The 19,783-nt window shown below is 63.9% G+C and carries 17 protein-coding genes, 1 pseudogene and 1 riboswitch; of the genes and pseudogenes, 8 read left to right on the top strand and 10 right to left on the bottom strand.

What is annotated here, in order from left to right; genetic code table 11:
* Positions 1-26: 26 nt before the first annotated feature.
* The 4 genes from rhlE2 to ahcY all read right to left on the bottom strand — a co-directional run bounded on the left by rhlE2 (position 27) and on the right by ahcY (position 5,414).
* A complete protein-coding gene (rhlE2, locus tag KUO17_RS18990) occupies positions 27-1,934 on the bottom strand; it encodes an RNA helicase RhlE2 (RefSeq protein ID WP_217977059.1) in 1,908 nt (635 codons plus the stop codon).
* 222 nt (positions 1,935-2,156) lie between these two features.
* On the bottom strand, positions 2,157-2,942 hold the full coding sequence (locus tag KUO17_RS18985) for a substrate-binding periplasmic protein (RefSeq protein WP_217977058.1): 786 nt from the start codon (positions 2,940-2,942) through the stop codon (positions 2,157-2,159).
* Between the two features lie 121 nt (positions 2,943-3,063).
* Positions 3,064-3,909, bottom strand: a complete 846-nt coding sequence (gene metF, locus KUO17_RS18980; RefSeq protein WP_217977057.1) for a methylenetetrahydrofolate reductase [NAD(P)H] — start codon at positions 3,907-3,909, stop codon at positions 3,064-3,066.
* Between the two features lie 95 nt (positions 3,910-4,004).
* A complete protein-coding gene (gene ahcY / locus KUO17_RS18975; protein ID WP_217977056.1) occupies positions 4,005-5,414 on the bottom strand; it encodes an adenosylhomocysteinase in 1,410 nt (469 codons plus the stop codon).
* Positions 5,415-5,437: 23 nt separating this feature from the next.
* Positions 5,438-5,536, bottom strand: a riboswitch (S-adenosyl-L-homocysteine riboswitch).
* Between the two features lie 196 nt (positions 5,537-5,732).
* Here ahcY and KUO17_RS18970 point away from each other — a divergent pair.
* The gene (locus KUO17_RS18970) at positions 5,733-6,131 is read left to right on the top strand and encodes an acyl-CoA thioesterase (protein WP_163948081.1); all 399 of its coding nucleotides are present in this window, start codon (positions 5,733-5,735) and stop codon (positions 6,129-6,131) included.
* A 56-nt stretch (positions 6,132-6,187) separates the two neighbouring features.
* Here KUO17_RS18970 and KUO17_RS18965 read toward each other — a convergent pair whose 3' ends face one another.
* Entirely contained in the window at positions 6,188-7,423 is a 1,236-nt protein-coding gene (locus KUO17_RS18965; RefSeq protein ID WP_217977055.1) for a cation:proton antiporter, read from the bottom strand.
* A gap of 262 nt (positions 7,424-7,685) precedes the next feature.
* On the opposite strand from KUO17_RS18965, the gene KUO17_RS18960 reads away from it, so the two are divergent.
* On the top strand, positions 7,686-8,072 hold the full coding sequence (locus KUO17_RS18960; protein ID WP_217977054.1) for an MAPEG family protein: 387 nt from the start codon (positions 7,686-7,688) through the stop codon (positions 8,070-8,072).
* A 1-nt stretch (position 8,073) separates the two neighbouring features.
* Here KUO17_RS18960 and mltA read toward each other — a convergent pair whose 3' ends face one another.
* On the bottom strand, positions 8,074-9,231 hold the full coding sequence (gene mltA, locus KUO17_RS18955; RefSeq protein ID WP_217977053.1) for a murein transglycosylase A: 1,158 nt from the start codon (positions 9,229-9,231) through the stop codon (positions 8,074-8,076).
* Positions 9,232-9,338: 107 nt separating this feature from the next.
* Here mltA and KUO17_RS18950 point away from each other — a divergent pair, with 107 nt between their 5' ends.
* Complete coding sequence (locus tag KUO17_RS18950; protein ID WP_217977052.1) at positions 9,339-9,785, top strand: c-type cytochrome; 447 nt, start codon at positions 9,339-9,341, stop codon at positions 9,783-9,785.
* Between the two features lie 112 nt (positions 9,786-9,897).
* Here the strand turns inward: KUO17_RS18950 and KUO17_RS18945 are convergent, their stop codons facing one another.
* Both KUO17_RS18945 and ligB read right to left on the bottom strand, forming a co-directional pair.
* Positions 9,898-10,293 (bottom strand): DUF1090 domain-containing protein, encoded by a 396-nt coding sequence (locus KUO17_RS18945; protein ID WP_217977051.1) that lies wholly within the window; start codon positions 10,291-10,293, stop codon positions 9,898-9,900.
* A gap of 59 nt (positions 10,294-10,352) precedes the next feature.
* Positions 10,353-12,002, bottom strand: a complete 1,650-nt coding sequence (ligB, locus tag KUO17_RS18940) for an NAD-dependent DNA ligase LigB (protein WP_217977050.1) — start codon at positions 12,000-12,002, stop codon at positions 10,353-10,355.
* A 175-nt stretch (positions 12,003-12,177) separates the two neighbouring features.
* Here ligB and KUO17_RS18935 point away from each other — a divergent pair, with 175 nt between their 5' ends.
* On the top strand, positions 12,178-12,612 hold the full coding sequence (locus KUO17_RS18935) for a hypothetical protein (protein WP_217977049.1): 435 nt from the start codon (positions 12,178-12,180) through the stop codon (positions 12,610-12,612).
* Between the two features lie 59 nt (positions 12,613-12,671).
* Here KUO17_RS18935 and metK read toward each other — a convergent pair whose 3' ends face one another.
* Both metK and KUO17_RS18925 read right to left on the bottom strand, forming a co-directional pair.
* Positions 12,672-13,862, bottom strand: a complete 1,191-nt coding sequence (gene metK, locus KUO17_RS18930) for a methionine adenosyltransferase (RefSeq protein ID WP_217977048.1) — start codon at positions 13,860-13,862, stop codon at positions 12,672-12,674.
* Between the two features lie 19 nt (positions 13,863-13,881).
* On the bottom strand, positions 13,882-14,877 hold the full coding sequence (locus KUO17_RS18925; RefSeq protein ID WP_217977047.1) for an ArsR/SmtB family transcription factor: 996 nt from the start codon (positions 14,875-14,877) through the stop codon (positions 13,882-13,884).
* Between the two features lie 258 nt (positions 14,878-15,135).
* Here KUO17_RS18925 and tkt point away from each other — a divergent pair, with 258 nt between their 5' ends.
* The 4 genes and pseudogenes from tkt to KUO17_RS18905 all read left to right on the top strand — a co-directional run bounded on the left by tkt (position 15,136) and on the right by KUO17_RS18905 (position 19,777).
* On the top strand, positions 15,136-17,133 hold the full coding sequence (gene tkt, locus KUO17_RS18920) for a transketolase (RefSeq protein ID WP_217977046.1): 1,998 nt from the start codon (positions 15,136-15,138) through the stop codon (positions 17,131-17,133).
* Positions 17,134-17,285: 152 nt separating this feature from the next.
* Entirely contained in the window at positions 17,286-18,353 is a 1,068-nt protein-coding gene (gene epd, locus KUO17_RS18915) for an erythrose-4-phosphate dehydrogenase (RefSeq protein WP_217977045.1), read from the top strand.
* A gap of 12 nt (positions 18,354-18,365) precedes the next feature.
* A pseudogene (locus KUO17_RS18910) lies at positions 18,366-19,528 on the top strand (phosphoglycerate kinase).
* Between the two features lie 30 nt (positions 19,529-19,558).
* Positions 19,559-19,777 (top strand): hypothetical protein, encoded by a 219-nt coding sequence (locus tag KUO17_RS18905; RefSeq protein ID WP_217977044.1) that lies wholly within the window; start codon positions 19,559-19,561, stop codon positions 19,775-19,777.
* Positions 19,778-19,783 lie beyond the last annotated feature (6 nt).

Here is a 19,783-nt window from a genome sequence, read left to right as displayed (position 1 = left end):
GCGTTGTTGTATGCGCAGTCGCTGAATCAGCGGTTACGCGTCAGCAGCGCAGGCTTCTCGCCACGTGGACGGCTTGGCAGCTGCTCGAGCTGTTCAGCGGTCGGGAACCGGTCGATCTTCGATTCCTTGTGCACGATCTTCGGCTGGGGCTGGCCGTCACGCGGGTTGCGCACGGCCGGCTCCTGGCTCGACTGCTCGTCACGCGCCGGGCGACGGTTGCGGTTGTTGCTGCCTTCGCGGCGCGCCTGGCCATCACGGCCACCGCCACCACTGCGAGCCCCCCCACCACGTTTTTCGCCCGAGGTGCTGGCGCCACCGGTGCGTGCGCCGCCACCGTTGTTGCTGCGTGGTTGGCCGCCACGAGGTGCGCCGCTGCCAGTGCCGGTGCCGGCGGCTGCCGGTGCGCCCGGACGGCGGTTGCGGCCCTGGCCACCCTTGTTCTGGTACGGGCTGACGTAGTCGGCACGGTTGCCGAAATTGTCGACTTCGTCATCCAGGAACGCTTCAGGGTCGCGGTCTGCGGGGGCCTTGGGTGCTACTGCTGCCTGACCCGAGGGTGCCTGGCGGGTTTTGCTGTTGTCACGGGGCTTGCGCTCTGGGCGCCCGCCGGCGGCCTTCTCAGTGGCTCTTTCGCCTGCGGGCTTATCCTTTTCCTGGCCTTTGTCCTTGCCCTTGTCCTTGCGCCCGCCGCTGCCGGCATTGCTGCCGTCGCCACGCTGGCCACGGCCACCGCGCGGGTTCATTTGCGGACGTTCACGGGCTTCGGGCTTCTCGGCTTCGACCGTGGAGGCATCAAAACCCATCAGGTCGCCGTCCTGGATCTTCTGGCGAGTGACGCGCTCGATGCTCTTGAGCAACTTCTCTTCGTCTGGCGCCACCAGCGAGATGGCCTCGCCGGAGCGGCCCGCACGGCCGGTACGGCCAATACGGTGCACGTAGTCTTCCTCGACGTTGGGCAGCTCGAAGTTGACCACATGGGGCAACTGGTCGATGTCCAGGCCGCGGGCGGCGATGTCGGTGGCGACCATGATGCGCACGGTGCCGGCCTTGAAGTCGGCCAGGGCCTTGGTGCGCGCGTTCTGGCTCTTGTTGCCGTGGATCGCGGCAGCGGTCAGGCCGTGCTTCTCGAGGTACTCGGCCAGGCGGTTGGCGCCGTGCTTGGTACGCGTGAACACCAGCACCTGTTCCCAGGCACCCTGGGTGATCAGGTGGGCCAGCAGGGCGCGTTTGTGGCTGGCAGGCAGGCGGTACACGCGCTGCTCGATACGCTCGACCGTGGTGTTGGGCGGCGTGACCTCGATGCGCTCTGGGTTGTGCAGCAGCTTGTCGGCCAGGTTGGTGATGTCTTTGGAGAAGGTCGCCGAGAACAGCAGGTTCTGGCGCTTGGCAGGCAAGCGTGCGAGGACCTTCTTCACGTCATGGATAAAGCCCATGTCGAGCATGCGGTCGGCTTCGTCGAGCACCAGGATTTCAACGTGGCTGAGGTCGACGCTGCCTTGGCCGGCGAGGTCGAGCAGGCGGCCGGGGCAGGCCACCAGCACGTCGACGCCACGGGACATGGCCTGAACCTGCGGGTTCATGCCGACACCGCCGAAGATGCAGGCGCTGACGAACTTGAGGTCGCGGGCATAGACCTTGAAGCTGTCGTGCACCTGGGCGGCGAGCTCACGGGTCGGGGTCAGGACCAGTACCCGCGGCTGGCGTGGGCCATGGCGCTGGGACTTGTCCGGGTGACCGCCCGGGAACAGACGTTCGAGAATCGGCAGGGCAAAGCCACCGGTTTTACCAGTACCTGTCTGCGCCGCGACCATCAGGTCGCGACCTTGCAACACGGCGGGAATGGCCCGCTGTTGCACCGGCGTAGGCTGGGTATAGCCCGCTGCCTCGATAGCGCGGACTAGAGCCTCGGAGAGACCGAGGGAAGCAAAGGACATGAGTAATCCTGTTCTAGTGGGGGCTAAGCCCTATGGGAAGTTCGTGCCTGGCGCGACGGGCATCAGGTGATGCTATCGCGTCCGGTCCTGCTGGGCTTTCAATGCGCATCCGGGGCGTGGCGGGCGGGCTTTTGGCGCGCTGTCCTGCCGGTCGGGATGGCTGTTGCAAGGCCGAGCGTCCGGGCGTAAGCCTGGCGGGGTTGGCGGAGTATAACAGAGCAATCAGTGCGTGCTGCGTTCCTGCTGCTCAACGGCTTGCTGAAAGTTCACCCCGGTGCCGTGGTAGCGGGCATTCAGCTCGGCGTACGCCGGCTCCTGCTTGAAGCGGCGCAGCTCGGCGGCGAAGCGCTGGGCCAGCAGGTCCATGCCGGCATTGCGCCGCACTGCCAGGTACTGGCTCTGGCGGTTGACCAGCAGGGGCAGCTCGCTGACCTGCTGTTCGAGCCCCAGGGTGGCGATCATGTGCCGGCCGGCGCGGCGGTCGGTGATCAGCAGGTCGATGCGCCCCAGTTGCAGCATGCCGAAGCTGGCGTCAAGGGTGGGCGCCGGTTCGCGGGTGAAGCCGGTGGCGCTGGCAAATGCAGTGCCATAGGTATAGCCCGGTGCGGTACCGACGCGCAGCCCCTTGAGATCCTCCAGCCGCTCGATCACATGGGGGCGGGCATTGAGCTGGAACAGCACGAATTCCACCTGCGACAGCGGCTCGCTGGGATAGAACAGCTGGGCGTCGCGCTGCTCGGTGTGGAAGATATCCAGCACGCCGTCGGCAAGGCCCTGCTCGAGCATGGCCAGGCAGCGCTTCCACGGCAGGAACTGCCACTGCACCTCGATGCCCAGGCGCCTGAACACCTCGGCCGTGACCTCGTAGTCGATACCCTTGGCCTGACCGTTCTCTTCATAGGCATACGGTGGCCAGGGGTCGGTGACGATCCGCAGCTTCTCGGCCTGAACCAGGGTGCTCAGGCAGACAAGAAGCAGGGCGGTGAGCAGGCGGGTGAAGTAGGGCATGGCTTGAGAGTACGTTGGCTGCCCGAGAATGGCCAGCCTGTACCCGGCATCCACAAAAAGGGCCCTGGCGTGCGCCAGAGCCCTTGGTGCTTTGCTGCAGTGTCTACCGATGCTGAGGCAATCAGCGGGGCAGCTTCAGGTTGTTCCAGATCGCCAGGCTCGGTTCAGCCTGGTTCAGGGTGTAGAAGTGCAGCCCGGGCGCGCCGCCTTGCAGCAGTTGCTCGCACATGTCGCTGATCACCTGTTCGCCGAACGCCTGGATGCTCTTGGCGTCGTCGCCGTAGGCTTCCAGTTGCTTGCGGATCCAGCGCGGGATCTCGGCGCCGCAGGCATCGGAGAAACGTGCCAGCTTGCTGTAGTTGGTGATCGGCATGATGCCGGGCACCACCGGGATGTCCACGCCCAGTTTCTGCACGCGCTCGACGAAGTAGAAGTAGCTGTCGGCATTGAAGAAGTACTGGGTGATGGCGCTGTCGGCACCGGCCTTGGCCTTGCGTACGAAGTTGAGCAGGTCGTCTTCGAAGTGGCGGGCTTGCGGGTGCATTTCCGGGTAGGCAGCCACTTCGATATGGAAGTGGTCGCCGCTTTCCTGGCGAATGAACTCGACCAGCTCGTTGGCGTAGCGCAGCTCGCCGCTGGCCATGCCCATGCCCGACGGCAGGTCGCCACGCAGGGCGACGATGCGCTTGATCCCGGCGGCCTTGTACTGGGCCAGCAGGCTGCGCAGGTCGTCCTTGCTGTCACCCACGCACGACAGGTGCGGGGCGGCCGGTACGTTCACTTCGCTTTCCAGCTGCAGCACGGTGTTGAGCGTGCGATCGCGGGTCGAGCCCCCGGCACCGTAGGTGCAGGAGAAGAAATCCGGGTTGTAGCTGGCCAGGGTATGGGCCGTGGCAAGCAGTTTTTCATGTCCAGCATCGGTCTTGGTCGGGAAGAACTCGAAGCTGTAACGGCGGTCCTGAGACATGGCGAAATCCTGGTAAACCGATCGTGCTGGCCAGCGACGGGGCTGGCCACAGAAAAAAGCCGGTGACGCTTGAGGGCGTCACCGGCTCTGGCCCATCAGTAGCGATAGGCGTGTGGCTTGAACGGGCCTTCAACAGTGACGCCGATGTAGTCGGCCTGTTGTTGGGTCAGTTGGGTCACCACGCCGCCGAAACCGCGAACCATTTCCAGGGCCACTTCTTCGTCGAGTTTTTTCGGCAGTACTTCAACGGTCAGGCGCTCGGCTTTCTGGGCCGGCGACAGGTCGGCGTACTTCTGGCCGAACAGGAAGATCTGCGCCAGTACCTGGTTGGCGAACGAGCCATCCATGATGCGGCTCGGGTGACCGGTGGCGTTGCCCAGGTTCACCAGGCGGCCTTCGGCCAGCAGGATCAGGTAGTCATCGTTCTGCGCGTCGAAGTCGCCAGCGCCGGTGCGGTGGATCTTGTGCACCTGCGGCTTCACTTCTTCCCATGCCCAGTGCTTGCGCATGAAAGCGGTGTCGATTTCGTTGTCGAAGTGGCCGATGTTGCAGACCACGGCGCGCTTCTTGAGGGCCTTGAGCATGTTCGCATCGCACACATTCACGTTACCGGTGGTGGTGACGATCAGGTCGATCTTGCCCAGCAGGGCCTTGTCGATGCTGGCTTCGGTGCCGTTGTTGATACCGTCGATGAACGGCGAGACCAGCTCGAAACCGTCCATGCAGGCTTGCATGGCGCAGATCGGGTCGACTTCCGAGACCTTGACGATCATGCCTTCCTGACGCAGCGACTGGGCCGAGCCCTTGCCCACGTCACCGTAGCCGATCACCAGGGCCTGCTTGCCCGACAGCAGGTGGTCGGTACCGCGCTTGATGGCGTCGTTCAGGCTGTGACGGCAGCCGTACTTGTTGTCGTTCTTGCTCTTGGTGACCGAGTCGTTGACGTTGATCGCCGGGATCTTCAGCTCGCCCTTGGCCAGCATGTCCAGCAGGCGATGCACGCCGGTGGTGGTTTCTTCGGTCACGCCGTGAACGCGATCCAGTACCTGTGGGTACTTGTCGTGCAGCAGCTGAGTCAGGTCGCCGCCGTCGTCGAGGATCATGTTGGCATCCCATGGCTGGCCATCCTTCAGGATGGTTTGCTCCAGGCACCACTCGTACTCTTCTTCAGTCTCGCCTTTCCAGGCGAACACCGGGATACCGGCAGCAGCGATGGACGCGGCAGCCTGATCCTGAGTCGAGAAGATGTTGCAGGACGACCAGCGTACTTCGGCGCCCAGCGCAACCAGGGTTTCGATCAGCACGGCGGTCTGGATGGTCATGTGGATGCAGCCGAGAATCTTGGCGCCCTTGAGCGGCTGTTCAGCGGCGTACTTGCGGCGCAGGCCCATCAGTGCCGGCATTTCGGACTCGGCGATGATGGTTTCGCGACGGCCCCAGGCGGCCAGGGACATGTCGGCGACTTTGTAGTCGGTAAAATCTGCAGGCGTGATGACAGCGCTCATGAAGAGCCTCCATTCGTAATGTATGCGAATGGGCGCCGTTGTGCGTTTAGTGTCCGGCCTGAGCCAGTCAACGCCCCATCCGAGCCTGACAGGTTGAACCTGCTGCAGCGCCCCTCGGACAGGTGGCGGGAAAACGGTAGCAATTGAAGGTTACCGTTTTGAAACGGGGGCGATTATAGCCGCCCGGACTGATCTTCCAAAGGGTTTCTGTCGATCAAATCAAGATCATTGATGGCGACCATAGTCCAAGGTTCATGGAGCATGACCGCCCGGTCTGCCAAGATGTCGCTATCTTTCGGCAATCGCTCAGGAGTGAACATGAATTTCCACACCCGCAAATGGGTAAAACCCGAAGACCTCAACCCCAACGGCACCCTGTTCGGCGGCAGCTTGCTGCGCTGGATCGACGAAGAGGCGGCGATCTACGCGATCGTCCAGCTGGGCAACCAGCGCGTGGTGACCAAGTACATCTCGGAGATCAACTTCGTCAGTGCCTCGCGCCAGGGTGACATCATCGAGCTGGGCATCACCGCCACCGAGTTCGGGCGTACCTCGATCACGCTCAAGTGCGAAGTGCGCAACAAGATCACCCGCAAGAGCATCCTCACGGTCGACAAGATGGTCTTCGTCAACCTGGGCGAGGACGGCTTGCCGGCGGCCCACGGGCGTACCGAGATCAAGTACATCCAGGACCAGTTCGATACCTCGGTGGAATGATCGCTTGCCAGCGAGGCTGACTCCCGCAGGAGCCAGCCTTGCTGGCGAGGGCGCACTCAGGGCTGTTCGGTCACCCCGCGCACCACGCGCCCGATGCTCAAGCCCTGCAGCAGGATCGACGACAGCACCACGATGTAGGTGATGCTCAGCAGCAGGTCACGCTCCTCGCCCAGTGGCAGCGACAGCGCCAGGGCCACCGACACGCCACCGCGCAAGCCACCCCAGGTGAGCACGCGAATCGTGCCGCGCGGCACCTTGCGCCAGCGGCGCAGCAGCACGATCGCCGGGGCCACGGTCAGCATCCGCGACAGCAGGATCGCCACCGCCAGTACACCGGCCGCCGCCAGGTGCATCCACGAGAACGGCAGCAGCAACAGCTCCAGGCCGATCAGGGCGAACAGCAGCGCGTTGAGCATGTCGTCGATCAGTTCCCAGAAACCGTCCATGTAGCGACGGGTCATGTCGTTCATCGCCAGGTTGCGCCCCAGGTTGCCGATGATCAGCCCCGCCACCACCATCGCGATCGGTGCCGAGACGTGCAGCTCGTAGGCGGCGGCCGAGCCGCCGATCACCAGTGCCAGGGTCAGCATGACCTCGACCTGGTACTGCTCGATGCTCTTGATCATGCGGTAGGTGACGTAGCCGATCACTGCGCCGAACAGGGCGCCGCCGATGGCCTCGCGGGCAAACAGGATGGCGGTGTCGCTGACGCTCGGGGTTTCGCCCAGTTGCGCGATGCCCAGCAGCACGGTGAACACCACGACAGCAGTACCGTCGTTGAACAGCGATTCGCCGACGATGGTGGTCTTCAGCGGTTTGGATGCATTGGCGGTACGCAGCGCACCCAGCACCGCGATCGGGTCGGTGGGAGAGATCAGCGCACCGAACAGCAGGCAGTACAACAGGCTCACGTGCCAGCCGAACAGGGCGAAGATCCAGTGTGCCAGGTAGCCGATGACCACGGTGGCGATCAGTACCCCGAGGGTGGCCAGCAGGCCGATCGGCCAGCGGTAGTCGCGCAGGTCGGCCAGGTTGACGTGCAGGGCGCCGGCAAACAGCAGGAACGCCAGCATCCAGTGCATCAGCAGGTCATTGAAATCGATCTGGTTCATCAGGCCCTGAACCCGTTCTTCCAGGCCCGGGTAGCCGATGACGCTCAGGCCCTGCAGCAGCAGGGAAAACAGCAGTGCGGTGACCATCACGCCAATGGTGGGCGGCAGGCCGATAAAGCGGTAATTCACATACGTGAGGAGGGTGGTCAGGCAGATAAACGCAGCAACGAGCTCAAGCATCCTAGGTCCTGTAGTGGCTTCCAAGTCGGTGCCCGAAGGTCTCGGGCAGGGCTTTGATGCGTTTGCCAGGCCTTCGGGACACACTTTTCGATCAACGTTGACCACCGGCTGGCCGTTTTGTTGCGCCTGGTTGAAACTGTGCAGCACCTGCTGCGTTACCTCGAAGAACCTTTCGACGGCCCGAGGCTCTTAGCCTGTGCCCTGGTGCTGATCGGCATGCTGATCATGAAACTCCGACCCCCTGACAAACAAGGACTGCCCCATGACCGTTGCCTTCTGGTGTGTATTGATCGCATTGCTGCTGCCGCTCGTGTGCGTCGGCATTGCCAAGTTCAGCAGTGGCCGCTACAACCTGCGCCAGAACCACGACCCACGGGCGTTCCTGGACACGCTCGAAGGGCTGCCGCGCCGCGCCCATGCGGCGCAGCTCAACAGCTTCGAGGCGATCCCGGCGTTTGTCGCCGCGGTGGTCATCGCCGACATCGTCGGCAACGCCGAGCAGGTGACCCAGGACGTGCTGGCGGTGCTCTACATCACCAGCCGCCTGCTCTACATCATCTGCTACCTGGCCGACTGGGCCTTGCTGCGTTCCTTGATGTGGTTCGCAGGGGTCGGCCTGATCGTCAGCTTTTTCGTGGTGTCGGCCTGAGCTAGTTGCCTTCCACCTGCGGTACGACCGGCAGTGCCGCGCCCTTGGGCCATAGCAGCCAGATCTGACCCTGCTGCTTCATGTCGCCGGCCAGCTGGCCGGCCGCGCTGCCGGTGCCCCAGAACAGGTCGGCGCGAACCTCGCCGGTAATCGCGCCGCCGGTGTCCTGTGCGGCGACCGGGCGTACCACCGGGGCGCCATCGGGGCGCGTGGTCGACAGCCACAGCAGGCTGCCCAGCGGGATCACCTTGCGGTCGATGGCCACGCTGTAGCCAGCGGTCAGCGGCACGTTGAGCGAGCCGCGCGGGCCTTCGTTGCTGTCCGGGCGGGTGCTGAAAAATACATAGCTGGGGTTGCTCGCCAGCAGTTCAGGCACCCGCGCCGGGTTGGCCTGGGCCCAGGCGTGGATGCTGCCCATGGTCACGTCTTCCTTCTTGAGCTGGCCTTGCTCTACCAGCCAGCGACCCACCGGGCGATACGGGTGGCCGTTCTGGTCGGCATAACCCACGCGCAGTTGCTGTCCGCTTTCCAGTTGAATACGGCCCGAGCCCTGGATCTGCAGGAACTGCAAGTCCATCGGGTCGGTCAGCCAGGCCAGCACCGGCGCTTTGACGCCTTGCTGCTGGATCACCGCAGCAGTGTCGTAGGGCTTGAGGGTGCGCCCGTCCAGGCGCCCGCGCAGGCGCTTGCCCTTGAGCTCGGGGTAGATACTGTCGAGCGCCACCACCACCAGGTCATCGGGGATGCCGTACACCGGCACATTCGCCGTGGCGGTAGCGGTCATGCTGCCGGGGTATACCGGTTCGTAGTAGCCGGTGATCAGGCCAGTGGCGCTGTTCTCGGCCGAACGCAGGCCATACACCTCCAGTTGGGTCTGCAGGAAGCCGCGCACCTGGGTGGCGTCGTTGGGTACCTGCACGGCGGCGGCGCAGGTGGTGGCCCATATCGGGTCGTTCTTGAGCCGTTCGCACGCGCTGCGCCAGGCATTGAAGCCGGCCACAAGGTCGCTGTCGCTGACCGGTGGCAGGTCTTTCCAGGTGGCGTGGCTGTAGGTGGCCAGCGGGTGCGGCTTGGTTTTTTCCGGGGCGCTGCCGTTGCAGCCCGCCAGCAGGGCCAGCAGCGAAGCGGTCAGGCCCAGGCGGCTCAAAGCGGTTTTCATGAAGCAGGTCCTCGGGTTGGCTGGCAACCCGTAGTTTTAATAGGGGTATTGGTCTTTTGCGGTCGGGCGGGGATACTGGCCGCCATTTTAGGTGTACCGAGCTGACCATGACGTTGAAACGATGTTCCCTGATCCTGCTGGCGTGCGTGGCGCTGAGCGCCTGTGGCGGGGTAGACCCCAACTCGCCGCTGGGCCAGCGCAAGGCGATCTTCAAGCAGATGCTCAAGACCAGCGAAGACCTGGGCGGCATGCTGCGTGGGCGCCTGGCCTTCGATGGGCAGAAGTTTGCCGACGGGGCCGTCAAGCTGGACGCCTTGGCCCATGAGCCGTGGAAGCATTTTCCCCAGGTGCGTGAAGAGGACAGCAGTGCCACGGCCAATGTCTGGCAGAAGCAGGCGCGCTTTCAGGATCTGGCCCGGCAGATGGAGCAGGTGACCGGCGAGCTGGTCGCGCAGACGCGTACGCAACCACTGGATGCCGCCGCGATGGCCGCGCCGATGGGCAAGGTCGAGGCGGCGTGCAAGGCCTGTCATAGCGAGTTTCGCAATCATTGATGGGGTGAGCTGGCGGGCCTCTTCGCTGGCAAGCCAGCTCCCACAGGTACTCCACTGATCGTGTGGGAGCTGGCTTGCCAGCGAAGGGGGGCGCCTCAAGTCTCAGCGCGGATCACTTCTCCAGTTGATCCAGCGCCTGCTGCAGCTCTTTCTTGGACTCGGCCAGCTTGTCCTTACGCTTGTTGATCTTCTCGGCGTCGCCTTTTTTCATGGCCTTGTCCAGGTCCTTGGTGCGCTGGGCCACTTCATGCCGGGCATCCAGCACGTTCTGCTCGCGCTCCTTTTTCAGGCCGGCATCGGTGCAGTGTGTGGTGACTTCGCTCAGGGCCTTTTCAAGGCCGGCCTGCTGGTCGCTGTTGCCATGGGCGCGGGCCTGTTCGATCTGCTTGCCGATGGCGTCCTTCTTGGCAGCGCAACCGGTCAGGCCCGGCTGCTCTTCGGCGGCCAGGGCAGAGGTGGCCAGCAGCGTGCAGGCAGCGAACAGGGCAAGCGGGGAAATCAGTTTCATAGTGGCTCCGTGGTCGCGGGCTTGGCATAAACCCATGATGCTGCCCTTATCTGACGAATTTAGAAACCCTCGATTGTATGTTCACGTAACCGCGCGGCCAGCGCCTGCACCTGAGGATGGGCGAAGAACGCCACCAGTTGCTCGGCGCGGTGGGCGCCAATACCAGGTTCTGCCTGCCACTGCGCCACATCGCGCGCGGCCAGCGCCGACCACGAGTCGCCCAGCGCCAGAGCCTTGGGGGCGGGTACGCCGAGTGCGCGGGCCCACGTCGCGAAAGGTTGCTGGCGCGCACGCTCAAGCGCAGGGGCGAGCGGGTGCGCCGCAGGCAGCTCAAGCACGTCGGCCAGTTCACGCAGTTCGCCGCTGTCGATCAGGCGCTCCCAACTGGCCGGCCCGGCCCCCGGCAGTGCCAGCCCCTGCTTGCCACCGAGCCAGAGCAGGCGCGCAAGAAATTGACTGCGGCAGTCAGGGCTGGCCTGCCAGCAACTGAGCGCATGGAAGCTGCCCGCTGCCGGTACCTCCAGCGGCCGTCGCTCCACGGCGCGATGCACTACCGTATCGAGCCGCGGGATGGTCAGCCCCGCCAGGCTGATGGCGACCTGGTCGCCGGGGCGAATGTCCAGTTGCTGCCAGCGTTTGAGCGAACCCACGCTGACCTGGCGCACCGTACGGTCATCCAGGCGCACCGGGGCTACCTGCAGCACGGGTGTGATGCGCCCGGTGCGCCCAACGTTGAAGTGCACCTGGCGCACATCGGCCAGCACCTGGGCGAACGGGTACTTCCAGGCGGCGACCCAGTAGGGCGCCTTGGCCTGCCAGCGTTCGGCGGGTGGCCGCTGGCCCTGGCGCAACACCACGCCGTCGCTGGCGAAGGGCAAGCCGCTGCGGTACCACTGCTGGCGCCAGTACGCTGCGTCGTCGAAGCCGTGCACTGGCTGGCTGAACTGCTCGCTGTAGGCGAAGCCCAACGCGCTCAGGCGGGCCAGGCGTTCGCTCTGCTGCCGGGGCCCCTGCGGCCAGGCCCACACGAACAGCTCGACCACCGCACCTTGCTGCGGCGTGATCTGCTTGCGCGCCAGCAGCCCCGCCACATTGCCGCGAGCATTCTGGCTGCCGGCGGTTGCCTGGACATGCCCGTCCAGGCGCCAGAACAATTCGCCTTGCAATACCAGGTCGAGGGGGTCGGGCAGCGTCTGTTTAAGGGCGCCGAGTGCCGGCAGGTGACGACTCCAGTCGTGCCCGTCGACCCCGTCGCCACGGCTGATCAGGCGCACCAGCCGGCCTTTTTGGTAAATCAGTGTGGCCGCCACGCCGTCCACTTTCGGTTGCACCCAGAGGTCTTGTTTGCCATGCATCCAGGCGCGCACGGCGGCTTCGTCGGGCAGCTTGTTCAGGCCCGTATGGGGAATGGGGTGACGCAGCGGGCCGGTCGCGGTCTTGAGTGGATTCGGCGCGGGTGCGCCCGCATCGGGGAAGCAGGTTTGCAGGTGTTGCAGGCGCGCGCGGCTCTGGTCGTAGAGTTCGTCGCTGATCAGTGAGACGCCCAGGCGATGATAGTGGTCGTCCCAGCGGCTGATGTGGAGGTAGCGATGCTGGATTTCTGTTGTGGCCTGCTGCGTGCTCCATCGTGGGCATGCATTTGCTTCGACCCAGCTTATCGGGATAAGAAAAACATACATTAAGTTGGTATAGCGAGACATGGCCAGCATCCTTGCTTGGCTTTTGTGAAGATCATTGAGTGTAGGGAGGTCGTGGCTCGCAGCGGGGTGCGTGTTGTCAGCGTATGTTTCTGGAGAGCAGCGCCTGGTAGATATGCCAGTTGCGCGATTAGGTGTCAGGCGTAGTGTTGATTGGGCTGGAATCTGATACTACGAGGGTTGCATCATGGACGCGTCATTTGAAACGTTAACCGCTGCTGAGCAGCAAGCGTTGGATGAAAAGCTGGGCTTTATAAAAAGCGATCGGGTAATAGTGATAGCGGATTCGTCCGCCGAGAAAGCAGGTCTTACCTGGCTGAACAGTTCTAGCGCCAGTACAAGAATCGGCGTAAATTATCGAGTGGGAAACAATTTGCTCCCTGGTGATGAGCTCAAACGGTGGAAGTATATATATTTGAAAGCCAAATCGGGTGAAGGGGGTTGGTTTCATTTACGTGTTGATCGCAGCGGTGGCGATGTCACGTTGTACGGGATTGAAGTGGTGCAGGACGAGTATAACGGATTTCCTGTTGCTGACATTTTCGAGCATTCCAGCGTGAGAAGCGTCTTTCCGGCCTCGCCAAGCAAAGGTGTTGCGTTCGATATTTATGGCGGAAATTAGGATCGCTAATTTGCTGATTGCGGCACCCACTGGAAGGTCCAATGGGTGCCGTTTGGCATTTAGAGCCCGGCCGCTGCGCGCAGTGCGTCGACGCGGTCGGTACGCTCCCAGGTGAACGTGGTGAAGGTGTCGTCACCCACGGTCTTCACTTGCGGGGTGCGGCCGAAGTGGCCGTACGCTGCGGTTTCCTGGTACATCGGGTGCAGCAGGTCGAGCATGGTGGTGATTGCGTAAGGACGCAGGTCGAAGCACTCGCGCACGATCTGGATGATCTTCTCGTCGGCGATCTTGCCGGTGCCGAAGGTGTTCAGCGAGATCGACGTCGGCTGGGCCACGCCGATGGCGTACGACACCTGGATCTCGCAACGCTCGGCCAGGCCGGCGGCAACGATGTTCTTGGCCACGTAACGACCGGCATAGGCGGCCGAGCGGTCAACCTTGGACGGGTCCTTGCCGGAGAACGCGCCACCACCGTGACGGGCCATGCCGCCGTAGGTGTCGACGATGATCTTGCGGCCGGTCAGGCCGCAGTCGCCCACCGGGCCACCGATGATGAAGTTGCCGGTCGGGTTGATGTGGAACTGGGTGTCCTTGTGCAGCAGTTCGGCCGGCAGCACGTGCTTGACGATCAGTTCCATCACGCCTTCGCGCAGGTCGGCGTAGGACACGTCCGGGTTGTGCTGGGTCGACAGCACGATGGCGTCGATGCCGACTACCTTGCCGCCTTCGTAACGGCAGGTAACCTGGGATTTGGCATCCGGGCGCAGCCACGGCAGCAGGCCGGACTTGCGCGCTTCGGCCTGGCGCTGCACCAGTTGATGCGAGAAGCTGATCGGGGCCGGCATCAGTTCTTTGGTTTCGTTGCTGGCGTAGCCGAACATCAGGCCCTGGTCGCCGGCGCCCTGGTCTTCAGGCTTGCTGCGGTCAACGCCCTGGGCGATGTCCACCGACTGCTTGCCGATGATGTTCATCACCGCGCAGGTCGCGCCATCGAAGCCGACGTCGGAGCTGTTGTAGCCGATGTCGACGATCACGTTACGCACGATGTCTTCGAGGTCGACCCAGGCCGAAGTGGTCACTTCGCCGGCGATGATCGCCACACCGGTTTTCACCAGGGTTTCGCACGCCACACGCGCGAACTTGTCTTCGGCGATGATGGCGTCGAGCACCGCATCCGAAATCTGGTCGGCGATTTTATCCGGATGCCCTTCAGACACGGACTCGGAGGTGAAAAGGGAGTATTCGCTCATCTCGACGGGTTCCTAAAATTTACCGATGGTGAGTGTCGCCAGGCGGTCGCTGAAAGTGGCGGACCTGAATCTGGAAACCATTGCGTAAGCCCACATAGAGGCTGTCCCCGGGAGCTAGTCCCGCAGCGCTGGCCCAACGGGCCAAATCATCCTGTTCGAAGCCCAGCCAGAGATCGCCGCAAGCCTGGCGCGCCCAGCTCTGGTCGTGGCTGCACAGCTCTGTTACCAACAGGCTTCCGCCTGGTTTGACGCGATTGGCCAGTTGCCCGAGGGCCTGGGCCGGGGCGCTGAAATGGTGCAATACCATGTTCAGCACGACGCAGTCGGCCTGGATGTCCGTTGCATGCAGTGCATCGGCCAACTGCAGGGTTACGTTAGCCAGGCCTTCGCGCTGGCACACCTGGCGCGCCAGCTCGAGCATGGTCGGGCTGTTGTCCAGGGCGGTGACGGCGGTAAAGCGTCGGGCCAGCTCGGGCAGGAACTCGCCATCGCCCGGGCCCACTTCCAGCGCGCTGGCGCCGGGCTCGAAGCTGAGCTTGTCGAGCAGGGCCAGCAGGCTTTCGCGGTACTGCGGCAAACCGGCAATCAGATCTTGCTGAGCGCGAAACTTCTCTTCCACGCGCAGGAAAAAGTCCTGGCTGGTGGCGGCCCGGCGCTGCTGCACCTGGCCGATACGCGCCTGCACGTCCAGCGGCAGCACCAGCGCATCGACTTCGTCGAGCAGCGCCGCGTGCAGCTTGCCGCCCAGGCGCAGGCTGTCGGGCAGGGCGCGGCGGTAGAAGATCGCGTTGCCTTCACGGCGCGTGGCCACCAGCTCGGCCTGGGCCAGCACCTTGAGGTGATGGCTCATGCCCGATTGGCCGATGGCGAAGATCTGCGCCAGTTCCAGCACGCCGAACGAGTCGCTGGCCAGGGCGCGCAACACCTTCAACCGCAACGGGTCGCCGCCGGCTTTGCACAGGGCAGCCAGCGCGTCGCTTTGCTCATGGTCGATGGTGGGGGCGGGCATGTTCATGGGGCCGCAGTCTAGTGAGCGTGCGGCAGCGCCGCAAGAGCTATATCAAAAAGTTTTGATATTGCTCGATGGGCGGGATCCGAGCGCTGATCGGGGCGACAATTTCTGCTGTTTTGCCGGCCGAACACAGGATTAGTCGCTCAATCACAGGAAAAACAGCCTTCATCGACCATCCGTGATTGCCCCCGGGCCTGTGCCTGGGCGAAAATGGCCGCCTTTTTTCCGTTCGTTATTATTCAATTCCCCAGGAGACAAGCGATGCCCAGCCGTCGTGAGCGTGCCAACGCCATTCGTGCCCTCAGCATGGATGCCGTGCAAAAAGCCAACAGCGGCCATCCCGGTGCCCCTATGGGCATGGCGGATATCGCCGAGGTTCTGTGGCGTGACTACCTGAAGCACAACCCGAGCAACCCGAGCTTCGCCGACCGTGACCGCTTCGTGCTGTCCAACGGTCACGGCTCGATGCTGATCTATTCGCTGCTGCACCTGACCGGCTACGACCTGTCGATCGACGACCTCAAGGCCTTCCGCCAGTTGCACAGCCGCACCCCGGGCCACCCGGAGTTCGGTTACACCCCGGGCGTGGAGACCACCACCGGCCCGTTGGGCCAAGGCCTGGCCAACGCCGTGGGCTTTGCCCTGGCCGAGAAAGTGCTGGGTGCCCAGTTCAACCGCGAAGGCCACGACGTCGTCGACCACCACACCTATGTGTTCCTGGGTGATGGCTGCATGATGGAAGGCATTTCCCACGAAGTCGCCGCACTGGCCGGTACCCTGGGCCTGGGCAAGCTGATCGCCTTCTACGACGACAACGGCATCTCCATCGACGGCGAAGTCGAAGGCTGGTTCACCGACGATACGCCAAAGCGTTTCGAAGCCTACAACTGGCAGGTGATCCGCAATGTCGACGGCCATGATCCCGAAGAGATCAAGACCGCCATCGACACCGCACGCAAGAGCGCGCAGCCAACCCTGATCTGCTGCAAGACCACCATCGGCTTCGGTTCGCCGAACAAGGGCGGCAAGGAAGACTGCCACGGTGCGCCACTGGGCGACGCCGAGATCGCGCTGACCCGTGAAGCCCTGAAGTGGAACCACGGCCCGTTCGAAATCCCGGCCGACATCTATGCCGAGTGGGATGCCAAGCAGGCCGGCGCCGCTGCCGAAGCCGCCTGGGACCAGCGCTTTGCCGCCTACGCCGCTGCCTTCCCGGAGCTGGCCAGCGAGCTCAAGCGTCGCCTGAGCGGCGAGCTGCCGGCCGACTTCGCCGAGAAGGCGGCTGCCTACATCGCTGAAGTCGATGCCAAGGGCGAGACCATCGCCAGCCGCAAGGCCAGCCAGAACGCCCTCAACGCATTCGGCCCGCTGCTGCCCGAGTTCCTCGGCGGCTCGGCGGACCTGGCCGGTTCCAACCTGACCCTGTGGAAAGGCTGCAAGGGCGTCAGCGCCGAAGACGCCAGCGGCAACTACATGTACTACGGCGTGCGCGAGTTCGGCATGACCGCCATCATGAACGGCGTGGCCCTGCACGGCGGCCTGGTGCCTTACGGCGCGACCTTCCTGATGTTCATGGAATACGCCCGCAACGCAGTGCGCATGTCGGCCCTGATGAAGCAGCGCGTGATCCACGTCTACACCCACGACTCCATCGGCCTGGGCGAAGACGGCCCGACCCACCAGCCGATCGAGCAACTGACCAGCCTGCGCACCACGCCGAACCTGGACACCTGGCGCCCGGCCGACGCGGTCGAGTCGGCGGTATCGTGGAAATACGCCCTGGAGCGCAAGGACGGCCCGTCGGCGCTGATCTTCTCGCGTCAGAACCTGCAGCACCAGACCCGTGATGCCGGCCAGATCGCCGACATCAGCCGTGGTGGCTACGTGCTCAAGGACTGCGCAGGCGAGCCTGAGCTGATCCTGATCGCCACCGGTTCCGAAGTGGGCCTGGCGGTGCAGGCGTACGACACGCTGACCGAGCAGGGCCGCAAGGTGCGTGTGGTGTCGATGCCGTGCACCAGCGTGTTCGATGCCCAGGACGCCAGCTACAAGCAGTCGGTACTGCCGCTGCAAGTGGGCGCGCGGATCGCCATCGAGGCTGCGCATGCCGACTTCTGGTACAAGTACGTGGGCCTGGAAGGCCGCGTGATCGGCATGACCACCTACGGTGAGTCGGCGCCGGCGTCGGCACTGTTCGAAGAATTCGGCTTCACCCTGGAGAACATCCTGGGTACGGCTGAAGAGCTGCTGGAAGACTGATCGCATTCCCCTGTGGGACTGGTGCCGGCTGCTTCGCTGGCAAGCCAGCTCCCACACGGGCTGCGGCAATCCCTGTGGGAGCTGGCTTGCCAGCGAATGAGGGCAACTCAATTCCCCAGGCTACAGATGATTTTCTGTTCCGTGAGCATCCCATGCCCCAAGCGCGTCCCTACAAAGTTGCACTCAACGGCTACGGCCGCATCGGTCGTTGCGTCTTGCGCGCACTCTTTGAACGGGGAGCCAGGGCGGGCTTCGAGATCGTTGCACTGAATGACCTGGCCGATCAGGCCAGCCTCGAATACCTGACACGCTTCGATTCCACTCACGGGCGCTTTCCCGGTGAGGTCAGGGTCGACGGCGATTGTCTGCATATCAATGGCGACTGCGTCAGAGTACTGCGCAGTGCCACCCCCGAAGGCATCGACTGGGCTGCGCTCGACGTCGACCTGGTGCTCGAATGCTCCGGGGCCTACAACACCCGCGCCGATGGCCAGCGTTTTCTCGACGCCGGCGCCCCCCGCGTGTTGTTCTCACAGCCCATGGCCAGCGAGGCGGATGTCGACGCCACCGTGGTCTACGGCATCAACCAGGATTGCCTGAGCGGCAGCGAACGGCTGGTGTCCAACGCCTCCTGCACCACCAACTGCGGCGTGCCGCTGCTGCGTGTGCTCGACCAGGCGTTCGGTATCGAGTACGTATCGATCACCACCATCCACTCGGCGATGAACGACCAGCCGGTGATCGACGCCTACCACCACGAAGACCTGCGCCGCACGCGTTCGGCGTTCCAGTCGGTGATTCCGGTGTCCACCGGGCTGGCGCGGGGTATCGAACGCCTGCTGCCGGAACTTGCCGGGCGAATTCAGGCCAAAGCCGTACGCGTGCCGACGGTCAACGTGTCGTGCCTGGACATCACCCTGCAGACCGCCCGCGATACCACCGCGGCCGAGGTCAACCAGGTGCTGCGTGACGCGGCCCTGAGCGGCCCGCTCAAGGGCTTGCTGGCCTACACCGAACTGCCGCACGCCAGCTGTGATTTCAACCATGACCCGCATTCGGCGATCGTCGATGCCAGCCAGACCCGTGTTTCCGGCCCCCGCCTGGTGAACCTGCTGGCCTGGTTCGACAACGAATGGGGGTTCGCCAACCGCATGCTCGACGTCGCCGAACATTTTCTGCACGTCGTGGACTCAACTTGCACCACTCGTAAACAGCCCTGAAGGACTGCATTCATGACCGTTTTGAAGATGACCGACCTCGATCTGCAAGGTAAGCGCGTACTGATCCGCGAAGACCTCAACGTGCCTGTGAAGGACGGTGTGGTCAGCAGCGATGCGCGCATCCTGGCTTCGCTGCCGACCATCAAGCTGGCCCTGGAGAAGGGCGCGGCCGTGATGGTCTGCTCGCACCTGGGCGCCCGACCGAAGGCGAGTTCTCGGCCGAGAACAGCCTCAAGCCTGTGGCCGACTACCTGAGCAAGGCGCTGGGGCGTGAGGTGCCGCTGGTGGCCGACTACCTGGGCGGCGTCGATGTGAAGGCCGGCGACGTCGTGCTGTTCGAGAACGTGCGCTTCAACAAGGGCGAGAAAAAGAACGCCGACGAGCTGGCCCAGCAGTACGCCGCCCTGTGCGACGTATTCGTGATGGACGCCTTCGGCACCGCTCACCGCGCCGAGGGCTCGACCCACGGCGTGGCCAGGTTTGCCAAGGTTGCCGCCGCCGGCCCGCTGCTGGCCGCCGAGCTGGACGCGCTGGGCAAGGCCCTGAAAGCCCCGGCCAAGCCGATGGCCGCCATCGTGGCCGGCTCCAAGGTGTCGACCAAGCTGGACGTGCTCAACAGCCTGAGCCAGGTCTGCGACCTGCTGATCGTCGGTGGCGGTATCGCCAACACCTTCCTGGCGGCCGCTGGCCACCCGGTGGGCAAGTCGCTGTACGAACCTGACCTGATCGACACCGCCAAGGCCATCGCGGCCAAGGTCAACGTACCGTTGCCGGTTGACGTGGTGGTGGCCAAGGAATTCGCCGAAAGCGCCGTGGCCACGGTGAAGCTGGTAGCTGATGTTGCCGAAGACGACATGATCCTGGACATCGGCCCGCAAACCGCCGAACAGTTCGCCGAACTGCTGAAATCGTCGAAGACCGTGCTGTGGAACGGCCCGGTGGGGGTGTTCGAGTTCGACCAGTTCGGCAACGGCACCCAGACCCTGGCCAAGGCCATCGCTGACAGCGACGCGTTCTCCATCGCCGGTGGCGGCGATACCCTGGCGGCCATCGACAAATATGGCGTGGCCAGCCAGATCTCCTACATTTCTACCGGTGGCGGTGCGTTCCTCGAGTTTGTCGAGGGCAAGGTACTGCCGGCAGTCGAAGTGCTGGAACAACGGGCCAAGGCCTGATTGGCTCAGCCTGGCAAAGGGAGTGACCTGATGGTCAAGCGATTGCCCGTGATTATCCTGGCCGGGTTGCTCGGTGCTTGCGCCAGCGACCCGCCGCCTGCGGCCGATGCCCCCGGCAAGCCGAAGGGCGGTTGCTACCAGTCCGAGTGGCAGGCAGAAACCGTGCCGGTGATCAACAAAAGGCTCGGCCCGGACGGCCTGGAAAAGTACGACGACGAGCACCAGCGCCTGGCGCCGGGTTGCCCTTGATCGGTT

Origin of the sequence: Pseudomonas aegrilactucae, assembly GCF_019168305.1 — a bacterium.
GTDB lineage: Bacteria > Pseudomonadota > Gammaproteobacteria > Pseudomonadales > Pseudomonadaceae > Aquipseudomonas > Aquipseudomonas aegrilactucae.
This window is presented reverse-complemented; position numbering and strand designations above follow the sequence as displayed.

Excerpts from the sequence above, each read along its gene's own strand:
- rhlE2 (WP_217977059.1), bottom strand. The coding sequence starts at position 1,934 with ATGTCCTTTGCTTCCCTCGGTCTCTCCGAGGCTCTAGTCCGCGCTATC.
- KUO17_RS18985 (WP_217977058.1), bottom strand. The coding sequence starts at position 2,942 with ATGCCCTACTTCACCCGCCTGCTCACCGCCCTGCTTCTTGTCTGCCTG.
- metF (WP_217977057.1), bottom strand. The coding sequence starts at position 3,909 with ATGTCTCAGGACCGCCGTTACAGCTTCGAGTTCTTCCCGACCAAGACC.
- ahcY (WP_217977056.1), bottom strand. The coding sequence starts at position 5,414 with ATGAGCGCTGTCATCACGCCTGCAGATTTTACCGACTACAAAGTCGCC.
- KUO17_RS18970 (WP_163948081.1), top strand. The coding sequence starts at position 5,733 with ATGAATTTCCACACCCGCAAATGGGTAAAACCCGAAGACCTCAACCCC.
- KUO17_RS18965 (WP_217977055.1), bottom strand. The coding sequence starts at position 7,423 with ATGCTTGAGCTCGTTGCTGCGTTTATCTGCCTGACCACCCTCCTCACG.
- KUO17_RS18960 (WP_217977054.1), top strand. The coding sequence starts at position 7,686 with ATGACCGTTGCCTTCTGGTGTGTATTGATCGCATTGCTGCTGCCGCTC.
- mltA (WP_217977053.1), bottom strand. The coding sequence starts at position 9,231 with ATGAAAACCGCTTTGAGCCGCCTGGGCCTGACCGCTTCGCTGCTGGCC.
- KUO17_RS18950 (WP_217977052.1), top strand. The coding sequence starts at position 9,339 with ATGACGTTGAAACGATGTTCCCTGATCCTGCTGGCGTGCGTGGCGCTG.
- KUO17_RS18945 (WP_217977051.1), bottom strand. The coding sequence starts at position 10,293 with ATGAAACTGATTTCCCCGCTTGCCCTGTTCGCTGCCTGCACGCTGCTG.
- ligB (WP_217977050.1), bottom strand. The coding sequence starts at position 12,002 with ATGCTGGCCATGTCTCGCTATACCAACTTAATGTATGTTTTTCTTATC.
- KUO17_RS18935 (WP_217977049.1), top strand. The coding sequence starts at position 12,178 with ATGGACGCGTCATTTGAAACGTTAACCGCTGCTGAGCAGCAAGCGTTG.
- metK (WP_217977048.1), bottom strand. The coding sequence starts at position 13,862 with ATGAGCGAATACTCCCTTTTCACCTCCGAGTCCGTGTCTGAAGGGCAT.
- KUO17_RS18925 (WP_217977047.1), bottom strand. The coding sequence starts at position 14,877 with ATGAACATGCCCGCCCCCACCATCGACCATGAGCAAAGCGACGCGCTG.
- tkt (WP_217977046.1), top strand. The coding sequence starts at position 15,136 with ATGCCCAGCCGTCGTGAGCGTGCCAACGCCATTCGTGCCCTCAGCATG.
- epd (WP_217977045.1), top strand. The coding sequence starts at position 17,286 with ATGCCCCAAGCGCGTCCCTACAAAGTTGCACTCAACGGCTACGGCCGC.
- KUO17_RS18905 (WP_217977044.1), top strand. The coding sequence starts at position 19,559 with ATGGTCAAGCGATTGCCCGTGATTATCCTGGCCGGGTTGCTCGGTGCT.